Genomic DNA, 26,766 nt, shown 5'->3' with positions numbered 1-26,766 from the left:
CGGCTTGTTTGAGGGCGGGCTGGGGTCATAACCGGGCCTGTCATTTTTCGATATCAAAATGAAAACCCCGTCAGTTCACTATAAGCTGACGGGGTTTCGTTTGTTTGGGGCGATGTATTGTTGCCGGTTTGGTTGACCAAAAGCGATTTACACAGCGTTTGCCCAACGGTTATAGATCGGAACCGGTCAAGGAGCCCCTCAATCGGCGGGCGGGCTCAACGAAGCCCTTGCCAATCGCTTCTGTGGTCGCGCGACGGAATATTATTCGTCGATCACTTTCACCAGCGACCCTTCCGGGGGAAGCTGACCGTTTTCAATACCGTTTAGCACATCAAATGTTTCTTCGGGGCGGCGGTCAACCGCCATTGATTTTACAAAGGTATCAACGGTATAGCCGGGATTAACCGCGCGAACCCGGATGGAAAGGGCGTGATATTGCTTTTTCTCGGCCTTGGTTAAGGACCGGAAGCTGTATGTGGTGCGGCGCAGGTCGAGATTATAGCTGTCTGCCCGGTCGAGCGGGGACAGGAACAGAAACTGGAAGGCCGATGTGCCATGGACGATGGCGACCACGCGTAAGCGGGCCTTTGTCCCGGATTTAAGCGATATATCGGCCGAGCCTGTTGCGGCCTTTTGGCCGTTGACATCAATCGCCTGAATATCGCGCAGTTGCACCGATTTGGAAAATCCGCGTTGCAGATACGCACGGGGGCCGCTTTGGACCACAGCCGCAGGCGCGCCTTCAAAAATGATGGTTGCGCCCTGATTATCCTTGGCAACCACTGCATCGGGCTGATTGATCATGGAAAAACCGTCGGGGACTTCAAAATAGAAATCCAGCGGCACATGCACAAATTTGCGTCCCCGGACAAAGCCGTTTTCCGGGCCGTCGCCATACATGATGCCGTCAATTTCGGTCATGTATTTCACCGTTTCCAGGCGCGGGGTGCCAGATACCGGCGTATTGGCGGCCGCCCGAGCCTGTTCGATACGGTCCACCGTGCGCGGGTGGGTTGCCATAATGTCGAACTGGTCAACATCATCGGGCGAGCGTCCGGCAAGTTCGGCCTGCAATCGCGAATGGGCGCGCAGTTTTTTAAGGAAGCTGGCCATTGCCGCCGGGTCATATCCGGCGCGCGAGAGGTAGCGCACACCGAGCTTGTCAGCCTCAAATTCATGTTCGCGCGAAAAGGACTGCATATAGGCATTCGCCCCCATGCCAATCACCTCGCCCGCCCCGTTGCCAATGGCTGCCGATAGCCCACCGGCCAAAACCTGGGTTAACACCCCCCGGCTGTATCGCTGGGCCGAATGGCGGGCGACAACATGGCCGATTTCATGGGCCAGCACCCCGGCCAGTTCAGCTTCGTTTGATGCCAGTGCCAACAGGCCGCGGGTGACATAAACATACCCGCCGGGCAGGGCAAAGGCATTGACGATGGGCGAATCGAGAACCGTGAAGGTAAATTTCTGATCGGGGGTTTCGGTTACAGCCCCCAGTTTGTTGCCAATTTCGGAAACATAGGTCGGCAGGTCTTTAGCATCGTAACTGCCGCCAAATTCCTTGAGGATTTTCGGATGTTCTTTTGCGCCAACCTCGGCTTCCTGTGCCGGGGGCATAAAGGCGGTAAAGGTATCGTGGCCAGTGGCGGGGTTTGTTGAACAGCCCGCCAGTCCGCTCATCAATCCAAGGGCAATCCATAGGGATGCTGTTCGTGCTTTGCGCTTGTTTTGCCAACCTGTCACTATCTTAGCCTCCGCTTTTTGCCCGCTATTGGTGCTGCTGTCTTCAACAGGGAAAAGATAGGGGCCCTGTTGTGGTTTTTGTTGTGCATCATTTTGCCTGCATGCTTGTGCCATGTGCAGGCAATCTTTAGTTTCCTAGCGCGTGTCGCGACGGGGATCAATCTTCCAAAAGGAGAGACTGCATTATATGGCCCGTGCTGGCAAAAATGCTGGAAATTTATCGCAATTGTCGATGCGACGCTGTTGCGCCCTTGTTTTGATTGTGGGCATCGGATGGGCGATGCGGGCCAATGCCAAGACGGATTTTGGCAAAAGTTCAGTTATGCCTGGCATATCGATAAAAAACAGTTCGTTGCAGCGGGGCGATGGGGCAAACGATGCGACGGGGTATCAATGCGGTGTTGCGACAAACCTGCAGGCAACCAGCCTTTCCCCTTATCAATCTGTGAGACTTTTACAGCCAGGTCATATTGACGATATTTTTGCCACCGGCCTGGTCGATTTGCGGCAAAGTGGCCCGTTGCGGTTGGCTGATATTGCGATTGTTCCAACGATGCGCGATGCTGTATTGGCTTATATGCAACAAAATTACCGCGATGTTGTTGCTGTCGTGCCCCTTGATGGACGCGAAGAACTGGCACCAGACCGGGTGCCGCCCGCCGGGAAGGACCCAAGGCGCCCCGTGTATTTTGCCACATCTGATGGGGCTTTGTGGCAGGAAAAACTGGTGTTGGCCGGGTTGGCAATGGTTTTGCCCCGCCAAACCGACAATAAAAATGCCGAAATATCGTGGCTTATGCCGTTGCCTTCATCTTCGCCTTCGCCTTCGCCTTCGTCATTAGGGACAGGATCGGAGCAGGATGAGCGGCGTGGGGTCATAGCGGGCAATGCCAGTGCTGCCATGCCGGTAAAAACGGTGAAAATGCAGCGGGGAGAATTCCTTTCGCGGCTGACCGGTCTGGAGGAAGCAGCGCGCCACGCCAAACGCGGGATGTGGGGACAGACAAGCCAGAGTGGCCGCGAAAAAGGACCGCTTTATTCTTTTGCGGCAAACCAGGAGGCTGAAACGGCCTGGGCCATGCCGTTTGTCGAGGCCGGTATTGGCCAGTTTGCGGTGGTGCAGGGGCGGTTGGCGTCGGTTGAGGTGCAGCAATATCGCAGTTATCTGAATTTTGGTTTGGACTGGCGGCGTGATTTTACCATTGCCCTGGACAGCAAACAGGTTGCAGTCTTGGCCGGGGCGGGCATTGCGCTGGAAGACTGGATCGGTCGTTCTGTTTTGGTCCGGGGAATGATTGAAAATCGCGGCGGGCCTTATATTGCCCTCACCGATTTATCGTCGTTGTGTATCGGCTTGGCCCGATCTGATAGGAACTGACGCGGTGCCTGTTTGTGCCGTGCCAGCTTTGTAATGTTTGAATGAATTTAGGGGTAAGCCTTGTTGTATCCAGAAATAGACCCGCGAGATTCCGGCTGGCTGACGCGCCCTGATGGGCATGAAATTTACTGGGAAGAAACCGGGAATCCGGACGGAATTTCAGTTATTTTCCTGCATGGTGGCCCCGGTGCCGGAATTTCACCGAGCCATCGACGTTATTTCAATCCCGAGAAATACCGGGTGATTTTGTTTGATCAACGGGGGGCGGGTAAATCGCGGCCATTTGGGTCGCTTGAAAACAATACGACCCAGGGCCTGATTGGCGACATTGAAGCCCTGCGCGCCGCGCGCAATGTTGAAAAATGGCTGGTTTTTGGCGGCTCGTGGGGGTCGACGCTGGCGCTGGCCTATGGGCAGGCCTATCCGGAAAGGGCGTTGGGTTTTGTGTTGCGCGGGATCTTTTTATGTCGGCCATCGGAAATTGACTGGTTCATGACGGGCATGGGCAATTTTCTGCCTGATGCGCAACAGCAGTTTCTTGCCGCGGTGGGGGAAACCAAAAACCCCGGCGCGCAGGCCTTGCTGGATTTGTATGGGGCGTATTTTGCGGGCAAACACGGGCAAGACGCCGCAAATCAGGCGGCACGCGCCTGGAGCGGATATGAAGCAAGATGTTGCACCCTGTTGCCCGATGAAGGCCTGGTTGACAGTTTTGAAGGCGATGAAATTGCCCTGGCGCTGGCGCGGCTGGAACATCATTATTTTGTTAATCTGGGGTTCTTTTCGGAAAATCAGTTGCTGGCGAATGTTGATCGGATACGCCATTTGCCCGCTACCATCATTCAGGGGCGCTATGACCTGGTGTGTCCGCCGATAAATGCGTTTGATCTGGCCGCAGCCTGGCCGGAAGCCAACATGGTGATTGTTGACGATGCCGGACATGCCGCCAGCGAGCCGGGTACGATCCGCGAACTTGTCCGGGCGACAGATTTGTTTGCCGCCAAATATCCGAAATAGCGGCCGGTCTTCGCATTTGAAATATTGCCTTGGTGGCTTGCTTTGATAAGATTAAGTTAGATAGATGTGCGGGGAACACTAAATGCGCGTAAATTTTTGGGGTGTACTGGCAGGATTGGCAGCTTTTTGTGTGGCTGATGCATGTCAGGCGCAGGAATTTTCAAGCAGCAGCAACGATGTTGCGCAAATTGGGTTTTCTACCGGGATATTTAACGTTGGTGACGGCGATAATGCTGCCGAGATGCGGCTTGATTATCGCGATGATCACGCCTTTTTCGGTGTTTTAAGGCCGATTGGTGGTGTGATGGTGACGTCAGATCATGCGGTTCATGGATATGGTGGTCTGATGGCCGATGTTTTATGGGGCGAACATTTTGCCACATCGTTTTACAGTTCCGTCGGGGCCTATCACGAGGGCGATGGCGAGGACCTTGGATATTGGATCGAGTTTCGATCCGGTATTGAAGTGGCCTATCGTTTTGATAACAAAGCGCGCGTCGGGCTGGGGTTCGCTCATATTTCCAATGCTGATATTGGCGATATCAATCCTGGTGCCGAAGTGATTTCGTTGACATATACGGTGCCGGTTTCGGCAATTTTTAACTGACACATGCGGTTTTGCTACATGATTGGCGTATCGGCCCTGCCGAATGCACTTTCATGGGTTTGTGTTTTGAAAAGTTGGTTGGCACGGTATCGAATAATTGATCCGTGGGGATGAACCTGCTAAGTCAGATCACCCTTTATCGGAGTATGCGCCCGTAGCTCAGCAGGATAGAGCACCAGATTCCTAATCTGGGGGCCACAGGTTCGAATCCTGTCGGGCGCACCATTTTCCGCCGATTCTCCTCTTTGGCAGGCGATCCCTGCCGAAACGATACTGACGTGATATAGCGGCGCGCGATTTTTTGCACAGTTTGGCAACATATTCTGCATAACGGCACTTCGCAAAATTGTTGCTCTTTTTCGACTGGCAGTCCCTCGCCAAGAGGGCTGTACTGTCCTTAGCCCAACCCAGCAAAGGACAGAAATATGACCGCTTCATACAAAGCCGCAATCGCCGCCAACATCAGCGCAATTGAATAAGGCAGCTTTTTTAGCCCTGCGGGCTGCCCTTCCTCCGTTCGACATTGCACGTGGTCACCGCACATTACCGAGCCGAGTCGCTAGCGGCCGATGAGGCGTGCGGCCGAAATAACGCGCGGGCGAGGCACCAAAAGCTTTCTTGAACATCGCAATGAAATTGCTAGGCGACGCATAGCCCAATTCGTCGGACACCTCTGCCACAGAGATTCCTCGCGCGAGCATATCCAGACCATGTGTCAGCTGGGCCTGTTGACGCCATTGCCTAAAGTTCAGGCTTGTTTCTGCCACGATCAGGCGGCGCAAGGTCCGGGGCGACATCGCTGCGAACGAAGCCCAGTCTTCAAGCGTGCGGGTGCTGCCGGGGGTTTCGAGAAGCGCGTGCGCAATCTTTTTCAGGCGCGCGTCCGATGGCATCGGCAGGTACAGCGCCTCATGTCGCGCCTGGCGGATTTCATCGCGGATCACTGCGGCAATGCGCTCTTGTTCCGGGGCGAGTAAGACATCCTTGTTCCATTCAACGGCCCTGGACGCGAGGACACGAAGCACTTCGCTGATGCCGATGACGCAGGGCTGTTTCTTAAAATCGTTGCACACCTGCGGCGCGAGAAAAAGCGTCCAGCCACTTAAGGCTCCGCTGACGCGAACTTTGTGCGGCACACCGGGCGGAATCCATCCAGCGCGATGCGGCGGAAGCAGCCATGTGCCGTTCATCGTCGTCACATGAATCAGGCCCGCTTCGACACAGAAGACCTGACCGCGCAGATGATGATGCCAATCATACTCGCGTGTCCCGAGACGATACTCATTTCCCGGAAGGTCGTCTCCCCGGATCGCGATGAGCGAGGGTCCCTCGCTCCAATCGCTATACCCATCCGAAGGGCTTTTCACCGTCGCATTCATTTTGGCCTAAAATCACTATTTTCTGTCCATATACCATTATCATCCCGGTCCATTTTCGTGCAACTCTGATGAAGAGATCGGCAAAGCCGAGAAATAACGACGACAGGAGAGCAGCATGAGTGAGTTTCGCGTTGCCATTATCGGTGCAGGGCTTGGGGGGCTGGTCTTGGCGCAAGGCCTCAACCGCGCGGGGATAGCCTTCGATGTCTACGAGCGTGACCCTGCACCCGACAGCCGCATACAGGGGTACCGGATCAGGATCGATGCCGATGGGCAGCACGCTTTGGCGGCGGTGTTGCCCTCCGACCTTTACGCGCTGTTCCGGCAGACGGCTTCGACCGCCGCCACGGAGGGTCGCTTCATCACGCCCCAGATGGAAGAAGCGACGGGACGAGTGCCTGAAAGCTGGCGCACCGGATCATCGGGGCATGGCCCAAACGAAAGCCCCGACCTGAGCGTCAACCGTCAGACGTTGCGTGAAATCCTGATGTGCGGGATCAAGGAGAACATTCATTTTGGGCACGACTTCGAAAATTTCCGCATATTGGAGGATGGCCGGGTCGAACTTGTTTTCGATGCTGCCGATCCGGTCGTATCCAGTCTGGCGGTCGGTGCCGACGGCGTGAATTCCCGAGTCAGGACGCAACTGGTGCCCCATGCCACACCGAGCGATACGGGCGCCGTTTGCATTTACGGTAAATCCGCGCTGAACCGGCTGGGCGAGACGACGGATGCCTATGCCGGAACGAGCGTTGTATTTGCAGATGGTTACAGCGCCATCATCGACGAGATGCGCTTTGAGGACGATTTGTCAGCCATCGCCCGGTCGATTGCTCCTGGCTGCAAGCTTACGGATGTCGACGACTACCGCTATTGGGCTGTTATCGGCTCCCGCGACCGTCTCGGACTAGCCATGACGGATGCTCCCGCCGCCGGGTCGGCTCTCGGTGACATCCTTTCGTCATTGACCAAAGACTGGCATCCCGCGCTTCAGCAAATCATGGACCGAACCGATCTTTCGGCGGTGGCGATGCTACCGGTGAGAAGCGGCCGACCCGAGGTCGAATGGCGATCGGGTCCCGTGACCTTGCTCGGCGATGCCGTTCACGCGATGAGCCCCGCAGGTGGTGTTGGAGCCAATACAGCTCTGAGAGATGCCCTGGCGCTTGCCGACGCCTTGAGCAACGCTGAAATGCCGCAACACAATCTCGTCCAGATTGTTGCCGGGTACGAGCGCGTCATGCGCGATTGGGCATCGAAGGCTGTGACCATATCCAACCGGGGAGCCGCGAAGCTCTTCGGAGTTTCCGGTACAGCGCCTGAAATAAGTTAGCTGCCCGGATCATTATCATCTTGGAAAGCTATTGATTGAAGCAGCTGAATTGGCCGCGGGGAGTCGTTGATGTCAGATTGCGATAGAAACTTTGAATTGCACAACATAGCGCAGTTTCCGATCGTCCAAGCCAGTGATCTGGAAAAAATGCCGGGAACGGCTGACCAGTGGCAGTGGGAAATGGAGACGCTAAATGTTTGGTCCCGGCATTTTTAATCGCCCGCGGCGAGGCTTTCGTTATCATTTTCCCGTCGGATTTCAACGAGGGCGACGCCCCGCAGACTGGCGAACCGAGAAGACGAGCCCAGGAAGGGAGAAGACTTCGGGCGCGATGGCTGAAAGAAAATCGCCGAGCCTTGGCAGCGGTTTGCAAAGGGCTGATTAGCATCGAAGAAAGTAGCCTCAAGCGCGCATTTCAGGTGACCAAATCCGCCATGCTCGAAAAGGCTTTCGGTGTTCCGGTCAAGATGGCTGGCTCCATGCCGGAGGCCGAACAACTCGGTCGCGCGCTCGTCGCCTCACCTCATCGCGACGTGGCGTTGGCCCCGTGATCATCCCCCGTGGTGACGGCTTGCTAAGAGAATTGAGGAGATGGGGGCCGGATTCCAGATCGAGCTAAAGGAGGGCTATAGCGTAGACATAGTTCTCATCTTCACTCGGCGCGGTGCACCAAATTTCATGATTTTTTCGCGATGGCCGATAGCTCCGGGGATTTCGGCATCATGCCATGCGTAATAGGGAACTGCAGATTTCGCGCTATTGCCATATATGCAGCCGGTGGTCTCGTTCCATTTTCAAAGTTCGAAGAAGGGGTTCACGGTGCCTGAGCTGTTGACGGCAGAGTACCTAAACAATGCAGTCCAGCATCCACTGGACTCCGAATTTGTCGGTCAGCTTGCCGTAATAACTTCCCCAGGGCTGCATCGCCAGAGGTGTGGTCACACGTCCTCCTTTTGCCAGCCTGTCAAACAAGTTTAGCGTCTTGCTGCGGTCTTTCATAAGGAGGATGTGGGAGGAGCCGCGCATTGGCTCTGCATCATGGTTGTCGGACGCAAAAAACAGGATACCTGGCCCCTCGAAGCGGGCGTGCATCACTTTGCCTGCCATCGCAGCGTCCTCAACCGGGATATCCAGATCGCCATGGCGCAGCAGGACGCTCACCTGTCCCAGCCCGCAAGCGGTGTAAAAGGAAAGAGCTTCTTCGCATTGGGTTGTGAAAAACAAATAATTGGCAAGCTGCATAATGTCCTCTTCCTGTTCAATCCGGGCCAGACTTTTCAGGTCCGGCCCGGGGTGGATCTCGTTCAGGCGTTATTTATCTCAGCGGATCTGGCGATGGCGTCGCCCAGATCGGCATTCGCATAGCTCCGCCCCGCAATACCCCACGCTCCTTCGGGTGCGTACACAATGTTCGACCAGATATGCTCGCGTTTGATCTTGCCGTTGGCCGCTTTTTCCACCACATCTGTTGCTCTTTCGATGAAAGCGCGTTTTGCTTCCGGTGTCGCCACGGCGATTTCAGGCAGTTTCAATTCGATGAATGCGGCATTAACCGGCTTGCCACCGGCAAGGATACGGCCTGCCGACAGTGTATGGATCGAGCCCACGATATTGGCCATCATGAAGGCATTTCCACTGAGATCGCAAACCTCCAGGAGCACGTCGGTCAATTTGGCAAAGGTTTCGGTCTGAACGGCAGGCGACAAGAGCCCTTCCGGGATCGTGAGTGTTATGGGCATGGTCTTCTCCTTGTTTGAAAAGGTGCTGTAAGGCATATATATCGAACACTCTCTATTAATAAACACCATTCACTCTCTATGTAAATAATAAAGAGTGAATGCTCTTAAAGGAGGTTGATATGCGCTATAGCGCCGAGCACAAGAAGCAAACGCGGGCGAAGGTCGTCATTGCTGCCGGACAGGTATTTCGTAAAGAAGGCTATGGTGGTGCAGGTATCGATGCGCTGACGAAGGCGGCGGGCGTTACCAATGGGGCGTTCTATGGTCATTTCAAGACCAAGAGTGAGGCCTTTCGCACCTCCATTCTGGCAGGTATGGAAGAACTGCGCCAAGGAATCGCAGCGTTGAAAACCGAACAGGCTGGGGGGTGGCTGAAGGTCTTTGTTAGTTTCTATCTCGGCTATAAGCGAACCTGCGACCTTGGAGATAGCTGCACCTTGCCGACACTCTCTGCCGACGTCATGCGGTCAGATGAGGATACCCGGCTTGCATATACCAGGGAGCTGGAACGTCTGGTCAGCGAAATTGCCGCTGGCTTGCCGGAAGATGCGCCGCGCTATGCAAAGGGCACTTCGCCAGAAGACCGGGCACTTTTGTTGCTTGCCTTGCTCACGGGAGGCGTCACGCTTGCGCGCGCCGTGAATGATCCCGGGTTGTCCGAGCGAATTGCGCAGCTGGTGGTGTCTGAAGCAGTGCGTAACGTCGAGTGAAGTCTGTCTATCGGGGTGCGCACCAGTTTTTAAAAAGACCCGGATATGTTGCATCCGGGTCTTTTTTTGTTTGATCGCTATCACCACGTAAAGGAAAATAAAAACACCTGTGGTTGATAATTGCTGTGTTCGGCTTCGAGATTTTAACTAACTTTTCGGCTCGAAAAATCAGCTTTGCGTTGGGGGGTCTTCAGAATTGAGGCGTTATTTGCAAAAACATGACATTTATGATGTCAAATTTGCAAAATATGACGGCGACCATAGGTTTTCCGCGGCAATGGGGTTGTCGGGACGGGTTCTTTTATGAAATATGGTCTCCGGGATAGAGTGTAATCTTCTTGAGAAGGATGGATTATACTTGTGGGTGGGGTTTCCCGTTTAAAGAAAGGCTGATCGATAGGCAGGATGACCAGACAACAACATCTGCAACAGGGTCCACAGGGCCGGGATGGCAGTCTTTCGGGGAAGCCAAATCCGCTGTCTGCGTTACCCAAAACGTTTGAGGGGCGTGGGGTCAGAACACCGTTTACAACGCGCCCGTTGCGGTTTGCCCGCGTTGTTCGTGATCCCTATAACAAGCTGGTGATCAATCTGCCGGGTCTTTCAGGGGGCTTGGGGACCTATGAAATGCCGTTGGAGACCATGCGCCAGATTTTTGATCTGTCAGTGCATGATCGTATGCTGTTTGAAGAACTGGCCGTGGTTTCGAAGCCCAATCCTGCAATTTTACGCCGTATTTCTCGCAAGATTGCCCGCACCGGCGTTGGTGGTATTCGCCTGGCCCGCGAGGCCGACTTGCTTGACCAACAGGAAAAAGTCCATCGCGATACCGGCCAGTTGACCCTGGTTTACCAGGCCTTGCGCAAGCTTGGCGGCGACGGCGTGCAGGATATGAAAATAACCGATCTGGCAACGCTTGAGGGACAAAAGCGTGCCCGCACGGCGCTGGACCGGTTTGCCCGCGATGCCGGTGCGGCCAATCAGTCCGTGATCGACAGTCTTGAGCAGTGGAGCATTCTGACCAGCCCGGTCGGGCTGGCAACCGATGGGTGTTCTGGCCCGTTGCGTGATCTGGTCAATGGGCTTCGCCGGTTGTCGAGCGAGCTTGAGGAATGGTCAATGTCGGAAATGTCCAATATCCGGTTCATGGCGACCCATGTAATAAACGGTGCCGGGGCCACCTATGACCATGCGGTACGCTGGCTGCGTATTATTGATCGCTGGAGCAACGATATGGGGGCCGTTTTGGTCGACTGGCCCAAGGCGCAGCGTGAAATTGACCGCAGCATTGACCGGCTATGGTGGTTGTTAGACGGCTGGGAAGAACTGATTGGGCGGTGGCGGATGGCCATGCAGCTTAACCGGACAGAACAGCGCGATGCCCTTGAGGAACTGGCCAGTTTTTTGCCGGTGATCCCGATTGCCGAACTGGAACCCGAAGAATATCAATTCTGGACCGATATTCGGGTTAATCAGATGATGTGGGCGGCGGAATTGCGCAAACTGGGATCTGACGAAGTGGATGCCGATATGGTCACGCGGCTGGATCGTTTTCGGGAGGCATCTGTATGAAGGCAACCGGGGGCGCAGGCCCATCCATTTCGCAGCTTGAGCAATTGTTTGACTCGTTAAGTACTGCTGAAATTACCAAATTTACCCGTGCGATCGAAAGCGACCGCAATGCGCCGCGTTTGCCACTGCCCCACGATCAGATTTTACAAATTTTGCGTCCCCGGCTGGCATCGCTAAAGCCGGAGCGTTATCCCACCCCGATGCGGCAGTTTTGTACCCCGTTCGAGGATCTGTTGACGTCGGGGCTGCCCGGGGAAACCAGCATACGTATCGGTCGCCCGTCATTGGTGCCGATCTGGAATGTGGTCTGCGAAAGTGCATCTGCCGAATTTCACAAGGCATGCAAGGACCTGGAAGAAGCGGCGGAAGCCAATGACAAGTCCCGCATCCATAGTTCAGAAAGGCGGCTGTGGAAGGAGGCTGCAATCTGCATTGAACAGCAGGTTGCGATATCCGAACAGGGGGTCAAGCATGAACGTGCCCTGGCAACGCGACTGGGCGCGCGGGTGCATTTAAAGCCCTTTGCCGCCATTGCCCGGATGTTACGGGTTGCCGAACCGATTGTTGATATGCGCAACCGGTTTCCATCGGCCCCGATCCGCAGTTTAAGCAATTCCGATCTGGTGTGGTTGCGCGAAAAATTCATCGAGGTATCGCAGGAAAAAACCGGGTACGAAACCCAGTTTATGTCGTCCATTCTGATGCGGTTGTTGCGCCCCAGTGAGTTGTTCAAGGTGATCCGGGTGCTGTCGACCAAGGCCGACGACCGGTCGCTGGGCAGTACCAACCTTGCCAGTGCGGGCGACATGGTTATTGATATGCTGACGGAAATCGTTGTTGAGATCGAACAGGGGGTTGGATCTGGCAAGAACGAACATCAGATTTTACAGCTTGCGCGCTGGTATGCGTCTGAGTTTGTGCGCATTACCCGCGAACTTGGCATTCGCAAGGATGGCCCGTGGGGCGAACGGCTGTTGGGAACGCGCCGACGCGTGAGTCAGGCCATTGCCAACACCCTGTTTGGTGCCAGCCCCGAGCGTGTGACCGAAGCCCTGCCGCAGTCCCCCCGGGGCCCGCTGCCGCGCGGGGGCGTGGTGACACCGTTATTTGCCCTGCCGTTTGATGCTGAAAAACTGCTGGCAGCCGAACTTTCGGCCGAGGCAATTGCCGAAACGGCCCGAATTTCGCATATTCTGGCAGCGCAAAGTTCCGCCACCAAGGCGGTGGTCGAGATAAAAAAGAGGCTGAACCTTGCAGGCCGGGCCGGGGTTGATGGTATATCACGCCTGACAATGGCGGATCACGCGACGGCTCAGCGTCATTTGATGGCGGTTGTGCGGTTGCTGGAAATTATTGACGGGCCCGAAGATGCTGATTTGTTGCGTCGCCGGGGTATGTCGGCCCTGCGCGCCCTTGAAGAGCGCGGGTAAGGCCGCCATGCGGTGGTTTGTTTTTCTGTGTCCTGTGCTTCTGGCTTAAGGTGTTCTTTTATTCCGTTTTAAAACTGGTTTTGCGACCTTGGGTTTGTTCGCGTTCGGCCAGCCATTTCATGAAGGCGCGTATTTTGGGTGTACGCACCCGGCTTTGCGGGCAGGTGGCAAAATAATGCAGCGGGCTGGCACGTGGCGGGCCAAAGGGCGCAATGATTTTGCCGTTTGCCATTTCATCGCCAATGGCAAAGGTGGGCAGCAACGCCACCCCCAGCCCGGCAATTGCGGCCTGCATCGCCATGGTGAAATGCTCGAATTTCGGGCCGTTTTCGCCGTCAATACCGGTTAAATGGGCCGCTGTCAGCCAGTCACGCCATCCATGCGGGCGGGTGGCAATGTGCAGCAGGGAAAACTGGCGTAAATCATCGGGTTGTGGGGGGTGATCCATATTGGCGATCAGGCCGGGGCTGCAAATGGGCACCATGTCTTCGCCTTCCAGGCGCCGGGCTTCCAGCCCGTTCCAGTCGCCATTACCAAAGACAACGGCGATATCAATTTGTTCGCGGTCAAAATCGGGCATGCCGATGCGCGAAATAAAATTGATCACGATATCGGGGTGGCGGGCGCGAAAATCGGGCAAAAACGGGATCAGGCGGCGGCTGCCAAAGGTGGGCGGGGCGGCAATGGTCAGAACCCCGCCGTCACTGCCGCCTGATAACAGTTTTAAGGTGGCGGTTTCAAGCTGGTCCAGGGCAGGGCGAATGGCCTGTAAATAGTCCTCGCCCTGGGATGTCAGGATCAACCGTTGCTTTTTTCGCATAAACAATTTGCAGCCCAGCCAGCTTTCAAGCCCTTGTAACTGGCGGCTAACCGCACTTTGGGTCAGGTATAGTTCCTCTGCCGCGCGTGAGACACTGCTATGTCTGGCGATTTGTTCAAAGCAGGACAGGGCCTTTAACCCCGGAATACGCCGTGCCATGTGATCTGCCTTTGTTGCCAAAGTTTATGATTTTTTTGCATGAAGTTGAACAGATTTATCATTTGCGAAATCATCTGCCAATGCCTAGCTTGATATCAGAAACCGACCTTCAAACTTTCGGAAATGCCGCCGTCTCGCCCACGGGGCCTTGTGGCCCGTAGCGGCCTTTCCGATTTTGCATTTATCAAGGGATGAAACACATGGCTGGCCGCGCACATTTTCACTGGGAAGATCCGCTGGGGCTTGATGCCCAGCTAAGCGAAGAAGAACGCATGATCCGTGATGCGGCGCATGATTATTGCCAGGAACGCCTGATGCCGCGTGTGTTGGAAGCCAACCGTCACGAGATTTTCCACCGCGAAATCATGAGCGAAATGGGCGAACTTGGCCTGCTTGGCCCGACCATTCCCGAGGAATATGGCGGACCGGGTGTGAACCATGTGGCCTATGGCCTGGTGGCGCGGGAAGTGGAGCGGGTCGATAGTGGCTATCGTTCGGCGATGTCGGTGCAAAGCTCGCTGGTGATGCACCCGATTTTTGCCTATGGCAGCGAAGATCAGCGTAAAAAATACCTGCCGAAACTGGCAACTGGCGAATGGGTTGGCTGTTTTGGGTTGACCGAACCCGATCACGGGTCCGACCCCGGCAGCATGATCACCCGTGCCCGCAAGGTCGATGGCGGCTTTAGCCTGACCGGGGCCAAAATGTGGATCACCAACAGCCCGATTGCCGATGTGTTTATCGTTTGGGGTAAGGATGACGACGGTGTTATTCGCGGTTTCATCCTTGAAAAAGGCATGAAAGGCCTGAGCGCGCCCAAGATTGAAGGCAAGTTTTCGCTGCGTGCGTCGATCACCGGTGAAATTGTGATGGATAACGTGTTTGTGCCGGCCGAAAACATGCTGCCCGATGCCAAAGGTTTGGGCGGGCCGTTTGGTTGCCTGAACAAGGCACGGTATGGCATTGCCTGGGGGTCGATCGGGGCGGCTGAATTTTGCTGGCATGCCGCACGCCAATATACGTTAGATCGCAAGCAGTTTGGGCGTCCGCTGGCGGCAAACCAGTTGATCCAGTTAAAGCTGGCCAATATGCAAACCGAAATTGCCCTTGGTTTGCAAGGGGCTTTGCAATTGGGCCGGATGCTTGACGCGGGCACCGCGGCACCGGAATCAATTTCGCTGATGAAACGCAATAACTGCGGCAAGTCGCTGGATATTGCCCGCGTCTCGCGCGACATGCATGGCGGCAACGGCATTGCCGATGAATATCATGTCATTCGCCATGTGATGAACCTTGAAGCGGTCAATACCTATGAAGGGACGCATGATGTGCATGCCCTTATTCTGGGCCGCGCGCAAACCGGTATTCAGGCTTTTACGGCCTGATTTAACTGTATTGCAAAACGGGTTGCCTTGCCGGTGAGGCGGGCGGCCCGTTTTCATAAAGGCCGGGTTTTTTCGTTTCTTTTCGCCTTAAAATTCTCCGTCAAAGGATAATATCAGCATGACCGGCGCCCTGAGTGGTATTCGTGTTCTGGATCTTTCGCGTGTTCTGGCCGGGCCATGGGCCAGCCAGACCCTGGCCGACCTTGGGGCCGAAGTGATCAAGATCGAACGCCCCGGTAACGGCGATGATACGCGGGGCTGGGGCCCGCCCTATGCCAAAAATGCCCAGGGCGAGGATAGCAGCGAGGCGGCTTATTTTCTGTCGGCCAATCGCGGTAAAAAATCGCTGACGGTGGATATGACAACCGCTGAGGGGCAGCAGATTATTCGGGATCTGGCGGCAAAATCCGACGTGGTGATTGAAAATTTCAAGGTCGGCGGGCTTGCCAAATACGGGTTGGACTATGCGTCGTTAAGGGCGGTCAATGACCGGCTGGTTTATTGTTCGATTACCGGTTTCGGGCAGGATGGCCCTTATGCCAGGCGGGCCGGATATGATTTTATGATACAGGCGATGGGCGGGCTGATGAGCCTGACCGGCGCGCCCGACCATGAACCGGGCGGTCAGCCGATAAAGGTCGGTGTGGCCGTGGCCGATATTTTTACCGGCCTTTATGCCTCCATTGGCATTTTGGCCGCCTTGCGCCATCGAGATCAAAGCGGCGTCGGGCAATATATTGATCTGGCGTTGTTGGATGTGCAAACCGCCATCCTTGCCAATCAGGCGATGAATTATCTCACAACCGGCACCGCACCGGGCCGTTTGGGCAATGCGCACCCCAATATTGTACCTTACGAAGCCTTCCCTACGGCGGATGGCTATATCATTCTTGCGGTTGGCAATGACAGCCAGTTTGCCAGTTTTTGCACGGTTGCCGGGTTGGCTGGCGTGGCAGACGATGCGCGCTTTACCACCAACCGGGCCCGGGTTGCCAACCGAACCGACCTGGTGCCGCTGGTGCGACGGGCCATGGTGATGAAAACCACCGATGAATGGATTGATATTTTAGAGACGGCGAATGTGCCGTGCGGGCCGATTAACACACTGGACCGGGTGTTTGAGAACCCGCAGGTTAAGCATCGCGGGATGGTGAAATATCTGGATCATCCATTGGTCGGAAAGGTGCCCACGGTTCGCAATCCGCTAAAAATGTCGCAAACACCGATTGTCGATGAAACTGCACCGCCAACATTGGGTCAGCATAGCGAAGAATTGCTGCGCAGCATTGGCGGCTTAAGTGATGACCAGATTGCGCGGTTGCGTGCGGCAGGTGTTATTTAACCTGTGTCTTTTCCGATATCGGGCAAGGTGCGGACAAGCGCGTTTCGCTGCTATGTTGGCCGGGCCAACCTGCGCCGGATTTGCCATTGGCGACCGTAGGAGCCAAAAACGGCAATCATGATCAGCACCCCGCCGATGAGGGTGTGGGCGGTTGGGCGTTCGCTAAAAAACAGGATGCCCCAAATCACGGCCAAGGGGGTTTCAAGCGCACTGATCAGGGCCGTTTCGGCCGGGGGTAACTGTTTGGCCCCGGCCGATAGCAAAATGAAGGCAATGGCAAAGCTGATGCCAAAGCCGATCAGGATTAAAAATTCCGATAATGCAATTGTACCGGGCGTGCCAAAACCGGCCACAATCGGGCTTAACAAAATAGCCGATGCCGCGCCGGGCAGGGTGGTTGGTGTTTCGGGCCAGCGCCGGTAAATAAGGGTGATGCCAGCCATGACCACGGTCATCCACCCCGCCAGGATATTGCCCAGTAAATCCCCCTGTGTTGATGTGCCGCCAAAAATAAGCATCACACCGGCCAGGGCGGCAAGGCTGCCGGAAAATATTGTGATGGATGGACGCTCGCGCAGAAATATCCAGCCCAGCAAGGCCGCCAAAAACGGGGCTGCGGCATAAATCAGCGCGACATTGGCCATGGTTGTCAGTTTGAAGGCAGGGACAAAGGCCGCTGTGCCACTGGCCATTAACAAAGTTGCCCAAATGGCCGGTCCGCGAAATTGACGGATTTCGCGCGCCAGTTCTCCGCGGAGCAGCAATAAAACCAGGGCAAACAGGGCGGCAACCAAGCCGCGCCAGAAAATGATGCTCCAGGCATCAACGGCAACGCCCTTGGTGAAAACACCCGCCGTGCTAAACAGCACGGCCGAGAAACAGACCAACTGGAAGCCGCTTGTCATATGGTGATTGCTTGGCCGTTTTGGTGATAAAGGCATTGTTTCCCCGGTTTTTAATGAAACCAGACTTTACGCCATGCGTGGTGACAGCTGTGTGTCAGCAGTGTTTGCGGCGAGGCAGTGCGCAGTTTGCAGGGTTTTATGATCGCCAGATGAAATTTTGTTTGGCGGAATCTTGATCGTTCACGGAGTGTTTTTCGTTTAATTTCAAATATTTAATTAAAATAACCGATGGAAAATGGTGTTCGGGGTTGTGCGTTGCAGCGTCGCCTGTCAGTGTGGGAAATACGACAGGCCCGATCAAGAAAGGACCCCGTATGGTATTGCGAAAATACGCATTTCTGATCAAGGCAAAGGGGTATCCGCCCGGCGGTTTGCGAACAACACTTCCGGGCGATGGTTTTAGCAGCACAATTTTTGCCAGTGGCGATATTGATGCACTGGTGGCCGAAGCCTTGGCGCTGGTGGCTGAAGGCATACAATTGATCGAACTGGGGGGCGGATTTTCCGACGAAGATTTCGCCCGCCTGCAAGATGCCGTTGCCGGGGCCGTGCCTGTGGGGCGTGTCGGGTTTGATGACAAAAATGCGGCCTTGTTAAAACGGTTTCGTTAGGAAAATATCCTGTATTTTATCGTAAAGGCCGGGGGTAATCCGGCCTTTATTGTGTCTGGGGGGTGGTTTTATGTCGGGTGGGCCGTGGCGTTTGTTGCGTTAGTGGACTGTTGGTGCATCTGGGGGAGCAAACCTTAGGGTGCCGTCCTTTTGGCGATGCCAGATATGGTTTCCCAGGCAACGGGTTTAAGGACTTCTGATCTGCTTTGCACAATGGCCTCTGCGCGCTATGGTCTGATCCATAGAGTTGCAGATAAGACAGGAGTTCAAGATGAAAATTGCGGTGATGGGGGCCGGTGCGGTTGGCTGTTATTATGGGGCCAAACTGGCACAGCATGGCCATGACGTTGTTTTGATCGGGCGGCCACAGCATGTGCGCGCCATCAACAAAAACGGTCTTCATTTTGAAAGTGGGGGTCTTGGCACCATGGTCGCCCTGGCTGCCAGCATTGATCCCTCTGCCGTGGCAGGGGCCGATATTGTGCTGTTTTGTGTGAAATCAACCGATACCGCCAGTGCCGGTGCGGCGATTGCCCCGCATCTGGGGGAAAATACCGTGGTAATGAGTTTGCAAAACGGGGTGGATAACGCCGAACGGCTGAGCGCGATTATTGAACGGCCTGTGGTGCCCACGGTGGTTTATGTGGGGGCGGGCATGGCGGGCGACGGGCATGTTGCCCATTTTGGCCGCGGCGATCTGGTTATTGGCCCCGACGATGCCAGCGACATGATCGCCCAAACCATGCGCCCGGCTGGCATCCCGGTGGATGTGTCGGAAAATGTGCAAGGGGCCCTGTGGGCTAAAATGATTTTAAACTGCGCCTATAACGCGTTGTCGGCTGTTTCGCGCCTGCCTTACGGCACGCTGGCAAAGGGCGATGGTGTGATGACGGTGATTGAAAATGTGGTGGCCGAATGCCTGTCCATCGCAGGCGCGCAGGGCGTTGCGGTGCCCGGCAATGTTGGCGAGGCCGTTGCGGGTATTATTAAAACCATGCCAGCACAATATTCCTCTACCGCGCAGGATTTGATGCGCGGCAAGCCCAGTGAAATTGATTATCTGAATGGCTATATCGTGCGCAAAGGCGGTGAGCTGGGGCTGCCAACGCCAGCCAACCAGGTTTTATATACCATGGTAAAATTGCTCGAAATGCGGGCAAACCAGCAAATCGACGCGTGATTTTGCGGCTGTGCCAAATCGTTCACAAAGTCACTTCCGGGTTGAAAAGCAGGGGGCATTTTCGCCCTAACTTATTAGAACTGGACGAGTCGTATAGTTTGCGGTACAGATACACGTATAGGTAAAATAACAGTCGCCTAATGAAATGTGCGACGACATGGGACATTATTCACAACGCAGGATGACCGCAGGTAGGGGGCATCTATGAATAACGGGAATTATTCCCTTAATCAGCTGGCGTCTTTCCCGCTCGGGAAATTGTCAGAAACGGTTCGCAAAGCGGGTTTCGGGGCACGTCAGGGGCGGGCAGGTTGCCTTGTTTTCATTGATCAGTCTCTGGGGGATATCGAAACCATTGTCTGGCGCTATGCCGGGATTGCTGAAATTTTCCTGATCGGTGCTGGCCAGGATGGCCTTTTGGTGATCGGAAATGTGTTATCGCAACGTCAGAATGTTCAAACGGTGCATGTCTTTGGCCGTGCCTGTAACGATGGCCTGATGCTGGGCATGGCGATGCTTGATACCGCCTGCTTGCGTCGCCATCCGCAAAGATTCCGCAATTGGCGGCGCGGACTGGCCAATGACGCATTTTTCTTTTTTCACGGCTGTGCGGTGACCGATCCTGCCTTTGACCGGGTGCTAAGTGCGTCGCTTGAGGCCTTTACCGGTGCGCTGGTTAATGTTGGCAAGGACCGGCAGCAAGGCATGCGTTCGCATTCGATCACAATTGACGACGATGATGACAGTGCGGAGCGATATTCATCTGCTATGTCGAACATTGACCGGCGTTCTGGTATCGACCGCCGGTCTGACGGGCGTCGTCGGTCCTGAGGGTCATAGCGCGATGTTTCATGCTTGAGCGGTGAAACGTCTGCGCTCGACTGGCAGGAATAGTGGCACACTCGGGGGAGGTAGAGCTGCATTTTGTGCCAGTCACAAAGCCGGAGGCCATGCGGTGGTCTCCGGCTTTTTGTTAAGCAAGGGACAAAACGAATATTGTGCCGCAATCAGGGGGGCGTCGGGGGCGTCGGGGGAACCCATATCTGTTTTGCGGCCAAATTCAACCAGATGACCGGGATGGATGGCAGCCAGACAACGATATTCAGTGCCATTTGCTATTTCTTGCAAATGGCACTGCCCGATCCACGCTTTAAATTCTGTCATGGTTCCGTTTGCAGAAGGTGAAAGTTTGCGATCTGGAAATGATGAAAATGCGCGCAAAAAAAACACCGGTTCGACAAAATATTGTCACCCTGCATCCTTGTCTGTTCCCTGTCTCAATCAACCGTTTGTCGGTTTGAGAGTGCTTTATCAGTTCGTAAGTCTTGGCTATATGCCTGCAAGTGACGTGGGGTGGTATCGTGAATCTCTGTGTATCAATTATGCGTAAAACTTGTTATTCTTGGTGATCTTATAGGTAGTAAGAACAATCCTGTTTCGGGACGTGCCTGAAACATAAGGTATTGCGGCTTCTCAGGAGGAGAAAATGCATACGGTCGGTGATCAGAATCCCACCCGTAGAAAGGGCGAGGCGAATTATCGTGGACCCAATGCCACACGCTTTGTCATTAATCCGGGCCGCAGACGCGGTGAGCCGAACCATCAGGTATGGACCAAGTTCAAGGTTTTGAACCTTGTTGCCGATACTGCGGATGTGACAGACCAGGATTGTTGTGCCAGTGCCCGTAATGACCAAAGCCCGCAACCTTTGTCTGAAAATGCGCGTGTGACGCCGGGCGCACTTTCCAATAGCCTTGCCACCCTTCATTCCGTGATTGAGGCGCTGCCGGATCTGGCACGTCTTTTAAGCCTTTTGGCGGAAGAAAACGGCGGCAGTGGTTTTGGTGCCGATCATCCCGGTCGGCGCAAAGGGGACAGGGTGCGAAGCTGGACCATCGACGATGCCGTTGAAATCCACAATTTGTGTTCAGAAACACGCCGCACGGGGCGCAACGGGCCGCAGGCAACTTCGCGCTATCAGAACGGCCTGAAACCGGACGATAACAACATCCTGCCGCCGACATATCCGTTCAGGCCCGGCAACGATTAGAGGCGGGTATCTTTAGTGCGGCGCGTTGAAATAAGTTCCCGGTGTTTTGCCGGTTGCCTTGCGGAACATGGCGATAAAGGCCGATGTATTTTCATAGCCAAGATCAAGAGCGATTTGGGTGACAGGCCGGTGATGGGCCAGTTTTTCCAGCGCATATAACAGGCGAAGTTTCTGGCGCCATTCGCGGAACGGCATGCCGGTTTCACGCAGAAACAACCGTGCTAGCGTGCGCGACGACGCCCCGCAATCATGTGACCATGCTTCAAGTGTGCGGTTGTCGGCGGGGTCTGCTTGCAAATGTTCGCATATTCGCGACAGGCGGGCATCCTTGGGGGCGGGAAGATGCAGGTTGGTGGTATGCGCCGATGCGGCCAGCTGGTCGAGCAAAACGCGGATCAAGCGGCCTTCTTTGCCATCTTCGTCATATTCGACCGGTATTTGGGTGGCTGCGCGGACAAGTTCGCGCAAAAGCGGGCTTACTTCGATCACCATGCAGCTTTCAGGCAGGTCCGCCGGGGCATTGCGATCAATATAGATGTGGCGGGCGCGACAGAATGTTGAATGGGCAACCGCATGATCAATGCCCGGCGGCACCCATACGGCGCGCTGCGGCGGAACAACCCATATGCCTGCTTGTGTTGTGACGGTCATCGTTCCTTCGCTGGAATAGATCAACTGATACCAGTCATGGTGATGCGTGCCCACACAGTGCCCGGCCGCCACATCGCTGATCCGCACATAAATGGGACGCGGCAAAATATCGGGCCGGGGGCGGGGTGGGGGCGATTTTTCAGGATGAAGCATTGAGAATGTCCTGTTTGCCATATTCAATGGCAGATTACCGTGAGACAGACGATCCTGACAAGGTTAGTTTGGAGGAAATCCAGGTAACACGGGGCGACGCCCCGGCCCGCACCCACCGGGCCTTTGTCTGATCAGGAACTGTTTTAAATGCCAACGCCGTACCCAACACCCAAATCAACCGAGATGCCGTCCGCCCATAATCCGACCGAGCCCGATGCCCATGCACCGGACAATCTGGCGGCGTCAGCACCCGACAAGACGGCCTTTGTGCCGTTAACGGCAAATGGCCAGAGCGGATGGCGGGGCAACCCGGAAGTGCTGTTGATATTGATGGCCGCAGCGATGCCGCTATCCTTTTCAACATGGATGGCGCTTTTGAACAATTTTTCAATCGAGATGGCCGATTTTACCGGCCGCGAAATTGGTATTTTGCAGTCGCTGCGCGAAATTCCCGGGTTTTTGGCCTTTAGCGCCATTTTTGCCCTGCTGATTTTTCGCGAGCAAACATTTGCCCTGATTTCGCTTTTGATTCTGGGTGTTGGCGTGGCGATAAGCGGCTATTTCCCCACCATTGTCGGGCTTTATTGCACCACGGTTCTGATGTCGATCGGGTTTCATTATTTTGAAACCATGCAGCAGGCGTTGTCTTTGCAATGGGTGGCCAAGAACCGCACCGCCATGGTGATGGGGCGGCAATTATCGGCCAAATCGATTGCCTCGTTGCTGATGTTTGGCGGCGTTTGGGTGATGATGGAAATATTCAACATGCCTTATCGCGGGGTTTATGTGGCGGGCGGGGCACTGACCATTATTGTGGCGATCATTGCCTGGATGGTGTTTCCAAAATTTACCGATGCCCATCCGCAAACCCGCAAACTGATTTTGCGTCGCCGATACTGGCTTTATTACGCCCTGACCTTTATGGCCGGGGCGCGCCGCCAGATTTTTACCGTGTTTGCCGGGTTTTTGATGGTGGAAAAGTTTGGCTATGATGTTGGGACCATTACCATTTTATATTTGCTAAACCATGCTGTTAACATGGTGCTTGCCCCGCAAATTGGTCGGCTGATTGGCAAATGGGGGGAACGCAAGGCACTGATTTTTGAATATTGCGGGCTGTTTATCGTGTTTACGTCCTATGCCTTTGTACAGAATGCGCACCTGGCTGCCGGGTTGTATGTGATTGACCATCTGTTTTTTGCCATGGCGATTGCGATGAAAACCTATTTTCAAAAAATTGCCGATCCGCGCGATATTTCATCAACTGCCGGTGTCAGTTTTACCATTAACCATATCGCGGCTGTATTTTTGCCTGCTGCCTTCGGGTTGTTATGGCTGGTCTCGCCCAGTGCCGTTTTCCTGACCGGTGCTGTGTTGGCACTGGGGTCGCTGATTTTGTCTTTGAATGTGCCAAACGACCCGCGACCGGGCAACGAAGTTGTTTTTGGCAGCACCCGTGACGTGGGGGCCGTGGGCCAGGCGGCCCGGTAATTTTTCGTAATATCAAATTGTGTTGATCGAAACCGATCAACACGGCGCTTGGTCGGCAGGCGGGCTCGACAAAGCCCTTGCCAATCGCTCACAGGCCGCGCGGCGCGGTTGCGCCCAACCCGTTCGTGTCGCTCGATTTTTTGTCGCAAACATTCAAACAACAAAAACGCCTGTTGGCAAAAGCAGGCGTTTTTGTTTGCGTGTGCCGCACTATTTTCGCAAAATCTTCAAAACCTGACCATCCGAACAGGAATATAGTCGTCATACTGACCATTCATTTTCAGGGGTGCATTACATGACTTTCTTTCGTCCACTGACGCGCGCTGTTATCGGCCTGTCGGTTAGCCTGATGGCAGGCACAGCATTTGCCGACAGTTCGGTATCGCTACGGATACTTGAAACCACCGATATTCACGCGCATCTGGTCAATTATGATTATTACCGCGATGCTGCATCGCAGACCGTTGGCCTGGCAAAAGATGCCACCCTGATCAAAAAAGCCCGCGAAGAAGCCGACAATGCCATTCTGATCGACAATGGCGACCTTATTCAGGGCAACCCGCTGGGCGATTATATGGCCAAGCGCCACGGCCTGAAGAAAGGCGAAATTCATCCGGTTTACAAGGCAATGAACCTGATGGATTACGATGTCGGCAATGTTGGGAATCACGAATTCAATTATGGGCTGGCGTTTCTGGGCAATGCGGTTGCCGGGGCGAATTTCCCCTATGTGAATGCCAATATCTTTGTCGATGATGGGGATAACAACCCCGATAACGACAAGCCCTATTTTGAGCCCTATCAGTTGCTGAAACGCGAATTGCTGGACAAGGACGGCAAAAAGCACCCCATCACCATTGGCGTGATCGGTTTTGCCCCGCCCCAGATCATGCAGTGGGACAAGGCCAATCTTGAAGGACATGTCATTACCAAAGATATTGTTGATATGGCTGAAAAATACGTGCCGGAAATGCGCGAAAAGGGGGCCGATATTGTGGTCGCTGTTGCCCATTCCGGCATGAGCACGCAAACCCGCCACGGGATGGACGAAAACGCCACCTATTACCTGTCCAAGGTAAAGGGGATCGATGCCATTTTGTTTGGTCATGCCCACAGCGTATTTCCGTCTGAAACTTTTGCCGATATTGAGGGTGTTGACCTGACCAAGGGCACGATCAATGGCGTTGCTGCTGTGATGCCCGGTTTTTGGGGCAGCCATGTGGGCGTGATCGATCTGAGCCTGTCGGTTAAGGAGGATGGCACCTGGGATGTTACCGACTCTTTTTCCGAGGCCGAGCCGATTTATCACCGCGAGGGCCGCGATGTTGTGCCGCTGGTTGATGCCGACCCGGAAATTTTAAAAGCGGTCGAAACCGAGCACGAAGCAACCATCGCCTATATGCGCGAAGGCGTGGGGACGACGGAATCTGCGATCAACAGTTTCTTTGCCCTGGTGGCCGATGATCCTTCGATCCAGATCGTGACCAATGCCCAGACCTGGTATTTGAAAAAGATTCTGGCGGGTACGGAATATGACGGTTTGCCTATCCTGTCGGCCGGGGCGCCGTTCAAGGCTGGCGGTCGTGGCGGGCCGGATTATTACACCGATATTCCGGCGGGCAAGATTGCCCTGAAAAACGTCGCGGATCTGTATGTTTATCCCAATACGGTGCGCGCAGTTTTGCTGACCGGGGATCAGGTGCGCGAATGGCTGGAAATGTCGGCCGGGCAATTTAACCAGATTGATCCGAACAGCCGCGATGAACAGATGCTGATCAACACGGATTTTCCGACTTATAATTTCGACGTGATTGACGGCGTGACCTATGAAATCGATGTGACAAAACCTGCGCGCTATAACAAGGAAGGCGAGGTTGTGAACAAGGATGCCCATCGTATTGCCAATCTGCAATTTGGTGGAAAACCGATTGATGGCGATCAGAAATTTGTTGTTGCCACCAACAATTACCGTGCCAGTGGCGGCGGGAATTTCCCCGGCCTGGATGGATCAACGATTATTGTTGATGCCCCGGATGAAAACCGCACTGTGCTGGCAAATTACATCATGGATGAAAAAACCATCGACCCCAAAGCCGATGGCAACTGGCACCTGGCCCCGGTGGGTAATGCCAGCAAGGTGACCTTTGTCACCAGCCCCAAGGCATCAAGTGCGATTAATGCTCCGTCCAATATCAGCTTTGTCGGCGAAACCACCGATGGTTTTGCCCGCTATGTTCTGACATCGATTAAATAAGCCGCGAGAACAATGCATACCCGCCGGTACGACGGGACGACGTGAACGAGATACCCCCGCCATTTTGGATCTGGCGGGGGTATGTTGTATTGTATTGTTGCTGCAAGGGCCACGTCGTCGAGCCCGCCCGCCGATTGACGATCTTGTTGATCGGTTTGGATCAACAAGATCTGGCATCAGATTATGAAACGACAAAAGCCGCCCATGGGGCGGCTTTGGCCTATTGGCAAAGCGGTGCTTTACCAAACGGGATTAGCGTTTGTTGTTTGGGCCGCCGTGGCTGTGGTTGCGCGGGTTGTCTTCGCGCGGGCTTTTGCCATTGAGATAGGCCGCGGCGCAATGTTCGTCGCAATAGGGCTTGCCGTGGATGTTTTTCTTGCCACAGAAATGGAAGTCGTCATCGCCCGGGTCGCCAAAGGGCCAGCGGCACATGCCCGGTCCCAGGTCATAGATGCTGATGCCTTTGGACAGAACCTTGGGCGCGGGGGCCTTTTTGGGTTCTGAGGAATCGTCAGCGCGACGCTGGATCGGGGACGGACGTTTGGGCAGGCCCAGGCGGTGTGCCTTGCCAACAACGGCGTTCTTGCCCACACCCAGCTCTTCACCGATGCGTGCCGTGGTCCAACCCTGATTCCAGAGCGAAGTCAGCAATTCAATCTTTTCCGGTGTCCAGCTCATTTCGAGTATATTCCGTGTTCCGATGTTTGGGATGAACCCAGCTTTATTGCGTAAAGTCAATTAGGGATAAAGAGGTATCCGCTAAAGTCGCGCGGCGCAAGGGGCGAAGCCAACAGGCTGCCAGTCCGGGGCGCGCGAAACGTGGTGGGCAATTTGCATGTTGCGCCGTCAAAGTA

25 protein-coding genes and 1 tRNA gene are annotated in these 26,766 nt (G+C 54.7%); 17 read left to right on the top strand and 9 right to left on the bottom strand.

The annotated features are described in order from the left end of the window. Positions 1-261: 261 nt before the first annotated feature. Positions 262-1,746 (bottom strand): M48 family metalloprotease, encoded by a 1,485-nt coding sequence (locus tag AAC086_RS06520; protein WP_339776741.1) that lies wholly within the window; start codon positions 1,744-1,746, stop codon positions 262-264. A gap of 187 nt (positions 1,747-1,933) precedes the next feature. Here AAC086_RS06520 and AAC086_RS06515 point away from each other — a divergent pair, with 187 nt between their 5' ends. The 4 genes from AAC086_RS06515 to AAC086_RS06500 all read left to right on the top strand — a co-directional run bounded on the left by AAC086_RS06515 (position 1,934) and on the right by AAC086_RS06500 (position 4,973). Then, complete coding sequence (locus tag AAC086_RS06515) at positions 1,934-3,124, top strand: hypothetical protein (protein WP_339776739.1); 1,191 nt, start codon at positions 1,934-1,936, stop codon at positions 3,122-3,124. 60 nt (positions 3,125-3,184) lie between these two features. After that, a complete protein-coding gene (gene pip, locus AAC086_RS06510) occupies positions 3,185-4,141 on the top strand; it encodes a prolyl aminopeptidase (protein WP_339776735.1) in 957 nt (318 codons plus the stop codon). Positions 4,142-4,223: 82 nt separating this feature from the next. Beyond that, positions 4,224-4,748, top strand: coding sequence for an acyloxyacyl hydrolase (locus AAC086_RS06505; protein ID WP_339776732.1), 525 nt, complete (start codon positions 4,224-4,226; stop codon positions 4,746-4,748). Positions 4,749-4,896: 148 nt separating this feature from the next. Continuing rightward, positions 4,897-4,973, top strand: a tRNA-Arg gene (locus AAC086_RS06500). Between the two features lie 308 nt (positions 4,974-5,281). On the opposite strand, the gene AAC086_RS06495 is transcribed toward AAC086_RS06500, so the two are convergent. After that, entirely contained in the window at positions 5,282-6,127 is an 846-nt protein-coding gene (locus AAC086_RS06495) for a helix-turn-helix transcriptional regulator (RefSeq protein WP_339776730.1), read from the bottom strand. A 115-nt stretch (positions 6,128-6,242) separates the two neighbouring features. Between AAC086_RS06495 and AAC086_RS06490 the strand changes: the two genes are divergently transcribed. Both AAC086_RS06490 and AAC086_RS06485 read left to right on the top strand, forming a co-directional pair. Further along, positions 6,243-7,460: an NAD(P)/FAD-dependent oxidoreductase gene (locus tag AAC086_RS06490; protein ID WP_339776729.1), complete on the top strand. Its 1,218-nt coding sequence runs from the start codon at positions 6,243-6,245 to the stop codon at positions 7,458-7,460. A 197-nt stretch (positions 7,461-7,657) separates the two neighbouring features. Then, a complete protein-coding gene (locus AAC086_RS06485; protein WP_339776726.1) occupies positions 7,658-8,011 on the top strand; it encodes a hypothetical protein in 354 nt (117 codons plus the stop codon). A 295-nt stretch (positions 8,012-8,306) separates the two neighbouring features. Here the strand turns inward: AAC086_RS06485 and AAC086_RS06480 are convergent, their stop codons facing one another. Both AAC086_RS06480 and AAC086_RS06475 read right to left on the bottom strand, forming a co-directional pair. Next, positions 8,307-8,702, bottom strand: a complete 396-nt coding sequence (locus AAC086_RS06480) for a VOC family protein (RefSeq protein WP_339776724.1) — start codon at positions 8,700-8,702, stop codon at positions 8,307-8,309. Positions 8,703-8,764: 62 nt separating this feature from the next. Beyond that, positions 8,765-9,199, bottom strand: coding sequence for a hypothetical protein (locus AAC086_RS06475; RefSeq protein WP_339776721.1), 435 nt, complete (start codon positions 9,197-9,199; stop codon positions 8,765-8,767). A 119-nt stretch (positions 9,200-9,318) separates the two neighbouring features. On the opposite strand from AAC086_RS06475, the gene AAC086_RS06470 reads away from it, so the two are divergent. From AAC086_RS06470 to AAC086_RS06460, 3 genes are all read left to right on the top strand, one after another. Continuing rightward, complete coding sequence (locus AAC086_RS06470) at positions 9,319-9,909, top strand: TetR/AcrR family transcriptional regulator (protein WP_339776720.1); 591 nt, start codon at positions 9,319-9,321, stop codon at positions 9,907-9,909. Between the two features lie 405 nt (positions 9,910-10,314). Beyond that, positions 10,315-11,481 carry a hypothetical protein gene (locus AAC086_RS06465; RefSeq protein WP_339776718.1) on the top strand — a complete coding sequence of 389 codons (1,167 nt, stop codon included), beginning with the start codon at positions 10,315-10,317 and terminating at the stop codon, positions 11,479-11,481. Next, the gene (locus AAC086_RS06460; protein ID WP_339776716.1) at positions 11,478-12,911 is read left to right on the top strand and encodes a hypothetical protein; all 1,434 of its coding nucleotides are present in this window, start codon (positions 11,478-11,480) and stop codon (positions 12,909-12,911) included. The genes AAC086_RS06465 and AAC086_RS06460 overlap by 4 nt, the downstream gene beginning before the upstream one ends. Positions 12,912-12,969: 58 nt before the next feature. Here the strand turns inward: AAC086_RS06460 and gcvA are convergent, their stop codons facing one another. Continuing rightward, on the bottom strand, positions 12,970-13,890 hold the full coding sequence (gene gcvA / locus AAC086_RS06455; protein WP_339776713.1) for a transcriptional regulator GcvA: 921 nt from the start codon (positions 13,888-13,890) through the stop codon (positions 12,970-12,972). A gap of 200 nt (positions 13,891-14,090) precedes the next feature. Between gcvA and AAC086_RS06450 the strand changes: the two genes are divergently transcribed. Both AAC086_RS06450 and AAC086_RS06445 read left to right on the top strand, forming a co-directional pair. Continuing rightward, entirely contained in the window at positions 14,091-15,275 is a 1,185-nt protein-coding gene (locus AAC086_RS06450; protein WP_339776710.1) for an acyl-CoA dehydrogenase, read from the top strand. 118 nt (positions 15,276-15,393) lie between these two features. Beyond that, positions 15,394-16,617, top strand: coding sequence for a CaiB/BaiF CoA-transferase family protein (locus tag AAC086_RS06445; RefSeq protein WP_339776707.1), 1,224 nt, complete (start codon positions 15,394-15,396; stop codon positions 16,615-16,617). A gap of 50 nt (positions 16,618-16,667) precedes the next feature. Here the strand turns inward: AAC086_RS06445 and AAC086_RS06440 are convergent, their stop codons facing one another. Continuing rightward, the gene (locus AAC086_RS06440) at positions 16,668-17,522 is read right to left on the bottom strand and encodes a DMT family transporter (RefSeq protein WP_339776704.1); all 855 of its coding nucleotides are present in this window, start codon (positions 17,520-17,522) and stop codon (positions 16,668-16,670) included. 314 nt (positions 17,523-17,836) lie between these two features. Between AAC086_RS06440 and AAC086_RS06435 the strand changes: the two genes are divergently transcribed. The 3 genes from AAC086_RS06435 to AAC086_RS06425 all read left to right on the top strand — a co-directional run bounded on the left by AAC086_RS06435 (position 17,837) and on the right by AAC086_RS06425 (position 20,144). Beyond that, the gene (locus AAC086_RS06435) at positions 17,837-18,133 is read left to right on the top strand and encodes a DUF6506 family protein (protein WP_339776701.1); all 297 of its coding nucleotides are present in this window, start codon (positions 17,837-17,839) and stop codon (positions 18,131-18,133) included. A 271-nt stretch (positions 18,134-18,404) separates the two neighbouring features. Beyond that, entirely contained in the window at positions 18,405-19,313 is a 909-nt protein-coding gene (locus AAC086_RS06430; RefSeq protein ID WP_339776699.1) for a 2-dehydropantoate 2-reductase, read from the top strand. Positions 19,314-19,517: 204 nt separating this feature from the next. Further along, on the top strand, positions 19,518-20,144 hold the full coding sequence (locus AAC086_RS06425; RefSeq protein ID WP_339776697.1) for a DUF4347 domain-containing protein: 627 nt from the start codon (positions 19,518-19,520) through the stop codon (positions 20,142-20,144). Positions 20,145-20,246: 102 nt separating this feature from the next. On the opposite strand, the gene AAC086_RS06420 is transcribed toward AAC086_RS06425, so the two are convergent. Beyond that, positions 20,247-20,477: a hypothetical protein gene (locus AAC086_RS06420; protein WP_339776694.1), complete on the bottom strand. Its 231-nt coding sequence runs from the start codon at positions 20,475-20,477 to the stop codon at positions 20,247-20,249. A gap of 322 nt (positions 20,478-20,799) precedes the next feature. Here AAC086_RS06420 and AAC086_RS06415 point away from each other — a divergent pair, with 322 nt between their 5' ends. Beyond that, a complete protein-coding gene (locus AAC086_RS06415) occupies positions 20,800-21,363 on the top strand; it encodes a hypothetical protein (RefSeq protein ID WP_339776692.1) in 564 nt (187 codons plus the stop codon). 12 nt (positions 21,364-21,375) lie between these two features. Here AAC086_RS06415 and AAC086_RS06410 read toward each other — a convergent pair whose 3' ends face one another. Continuing rightward, on the bottom strand, positions 21,376-22,167 hold the full coding sequence (locus AAC086_RS06410) for a helix-turn-helix transcriptional regulator (RefSeq protein WP_339776690.1): 792 nt from the start codon (positions 22,165-22,167) through the stop codon (positions 21,376-21,378). Positions 22,168-22,314: 147 nt separating this feature from the next. Between AAC086_RS06410 and AAC086_RS06405 the strand changes: the two genes are divergently transcribed. Beyond that, the gene (locus AAC086_RS06405) at positions 22,315-23,658 is read left to right on the top strand and encodes an MFS transporter (protein ID WP_339776688.1); all 1,344 of its coding nucleotides are present in this window, start codon (positions 22,315-22,317) and stop codon (positions 23,656-23,658) included. 295 nt (positions 23,659-23,953) lie between these two features. Further along, positions 23,954-25,912, top strand: coding sequence for a bifunctional 2',3'-cyclic-nucleotide 2'-phosphodiesterase/3'-nucleotidase (locus AAC086_RS06400; protein ID WP_339776687.1), 1,959 nt, complete (start codon positions 23,954-23,956; stop codon positions 25,910-25,912). A gap of 252 nt (positions 25,913-26,164) precedes the next feature. Here AAC086_RS06400 and AAC086_RS06395 read toward each other — a convergent pair whose 3' ends face one another. Further along, positions 26,165-26,590: a GcrA family cell cycle regulator gene (locus AAC086_RS06395; protein WP_339776685.1), complete on the bottom strand. Its 426-nt coding sequence runs from the start codon at positions 26,588-26,590 to the stop codon at positions 26,165-26,167. Positions 26,591-26,766: the final 176 nt, after the last annotated feature.

This window comes from uncultured Thalassospira sp. (assembly GCF_963976115.1).
Lineage (GTDB): Bacteria > Pseudomonadota > Alphaproteobacteria > Rhodospirillales > Thalassospiraceae > Thalassospira.
The sequence above is the reverse complement of the archived record's forward strand: the minus strand, read 5'-3'. Positions and strand labels throughout refer to the sequence as shown.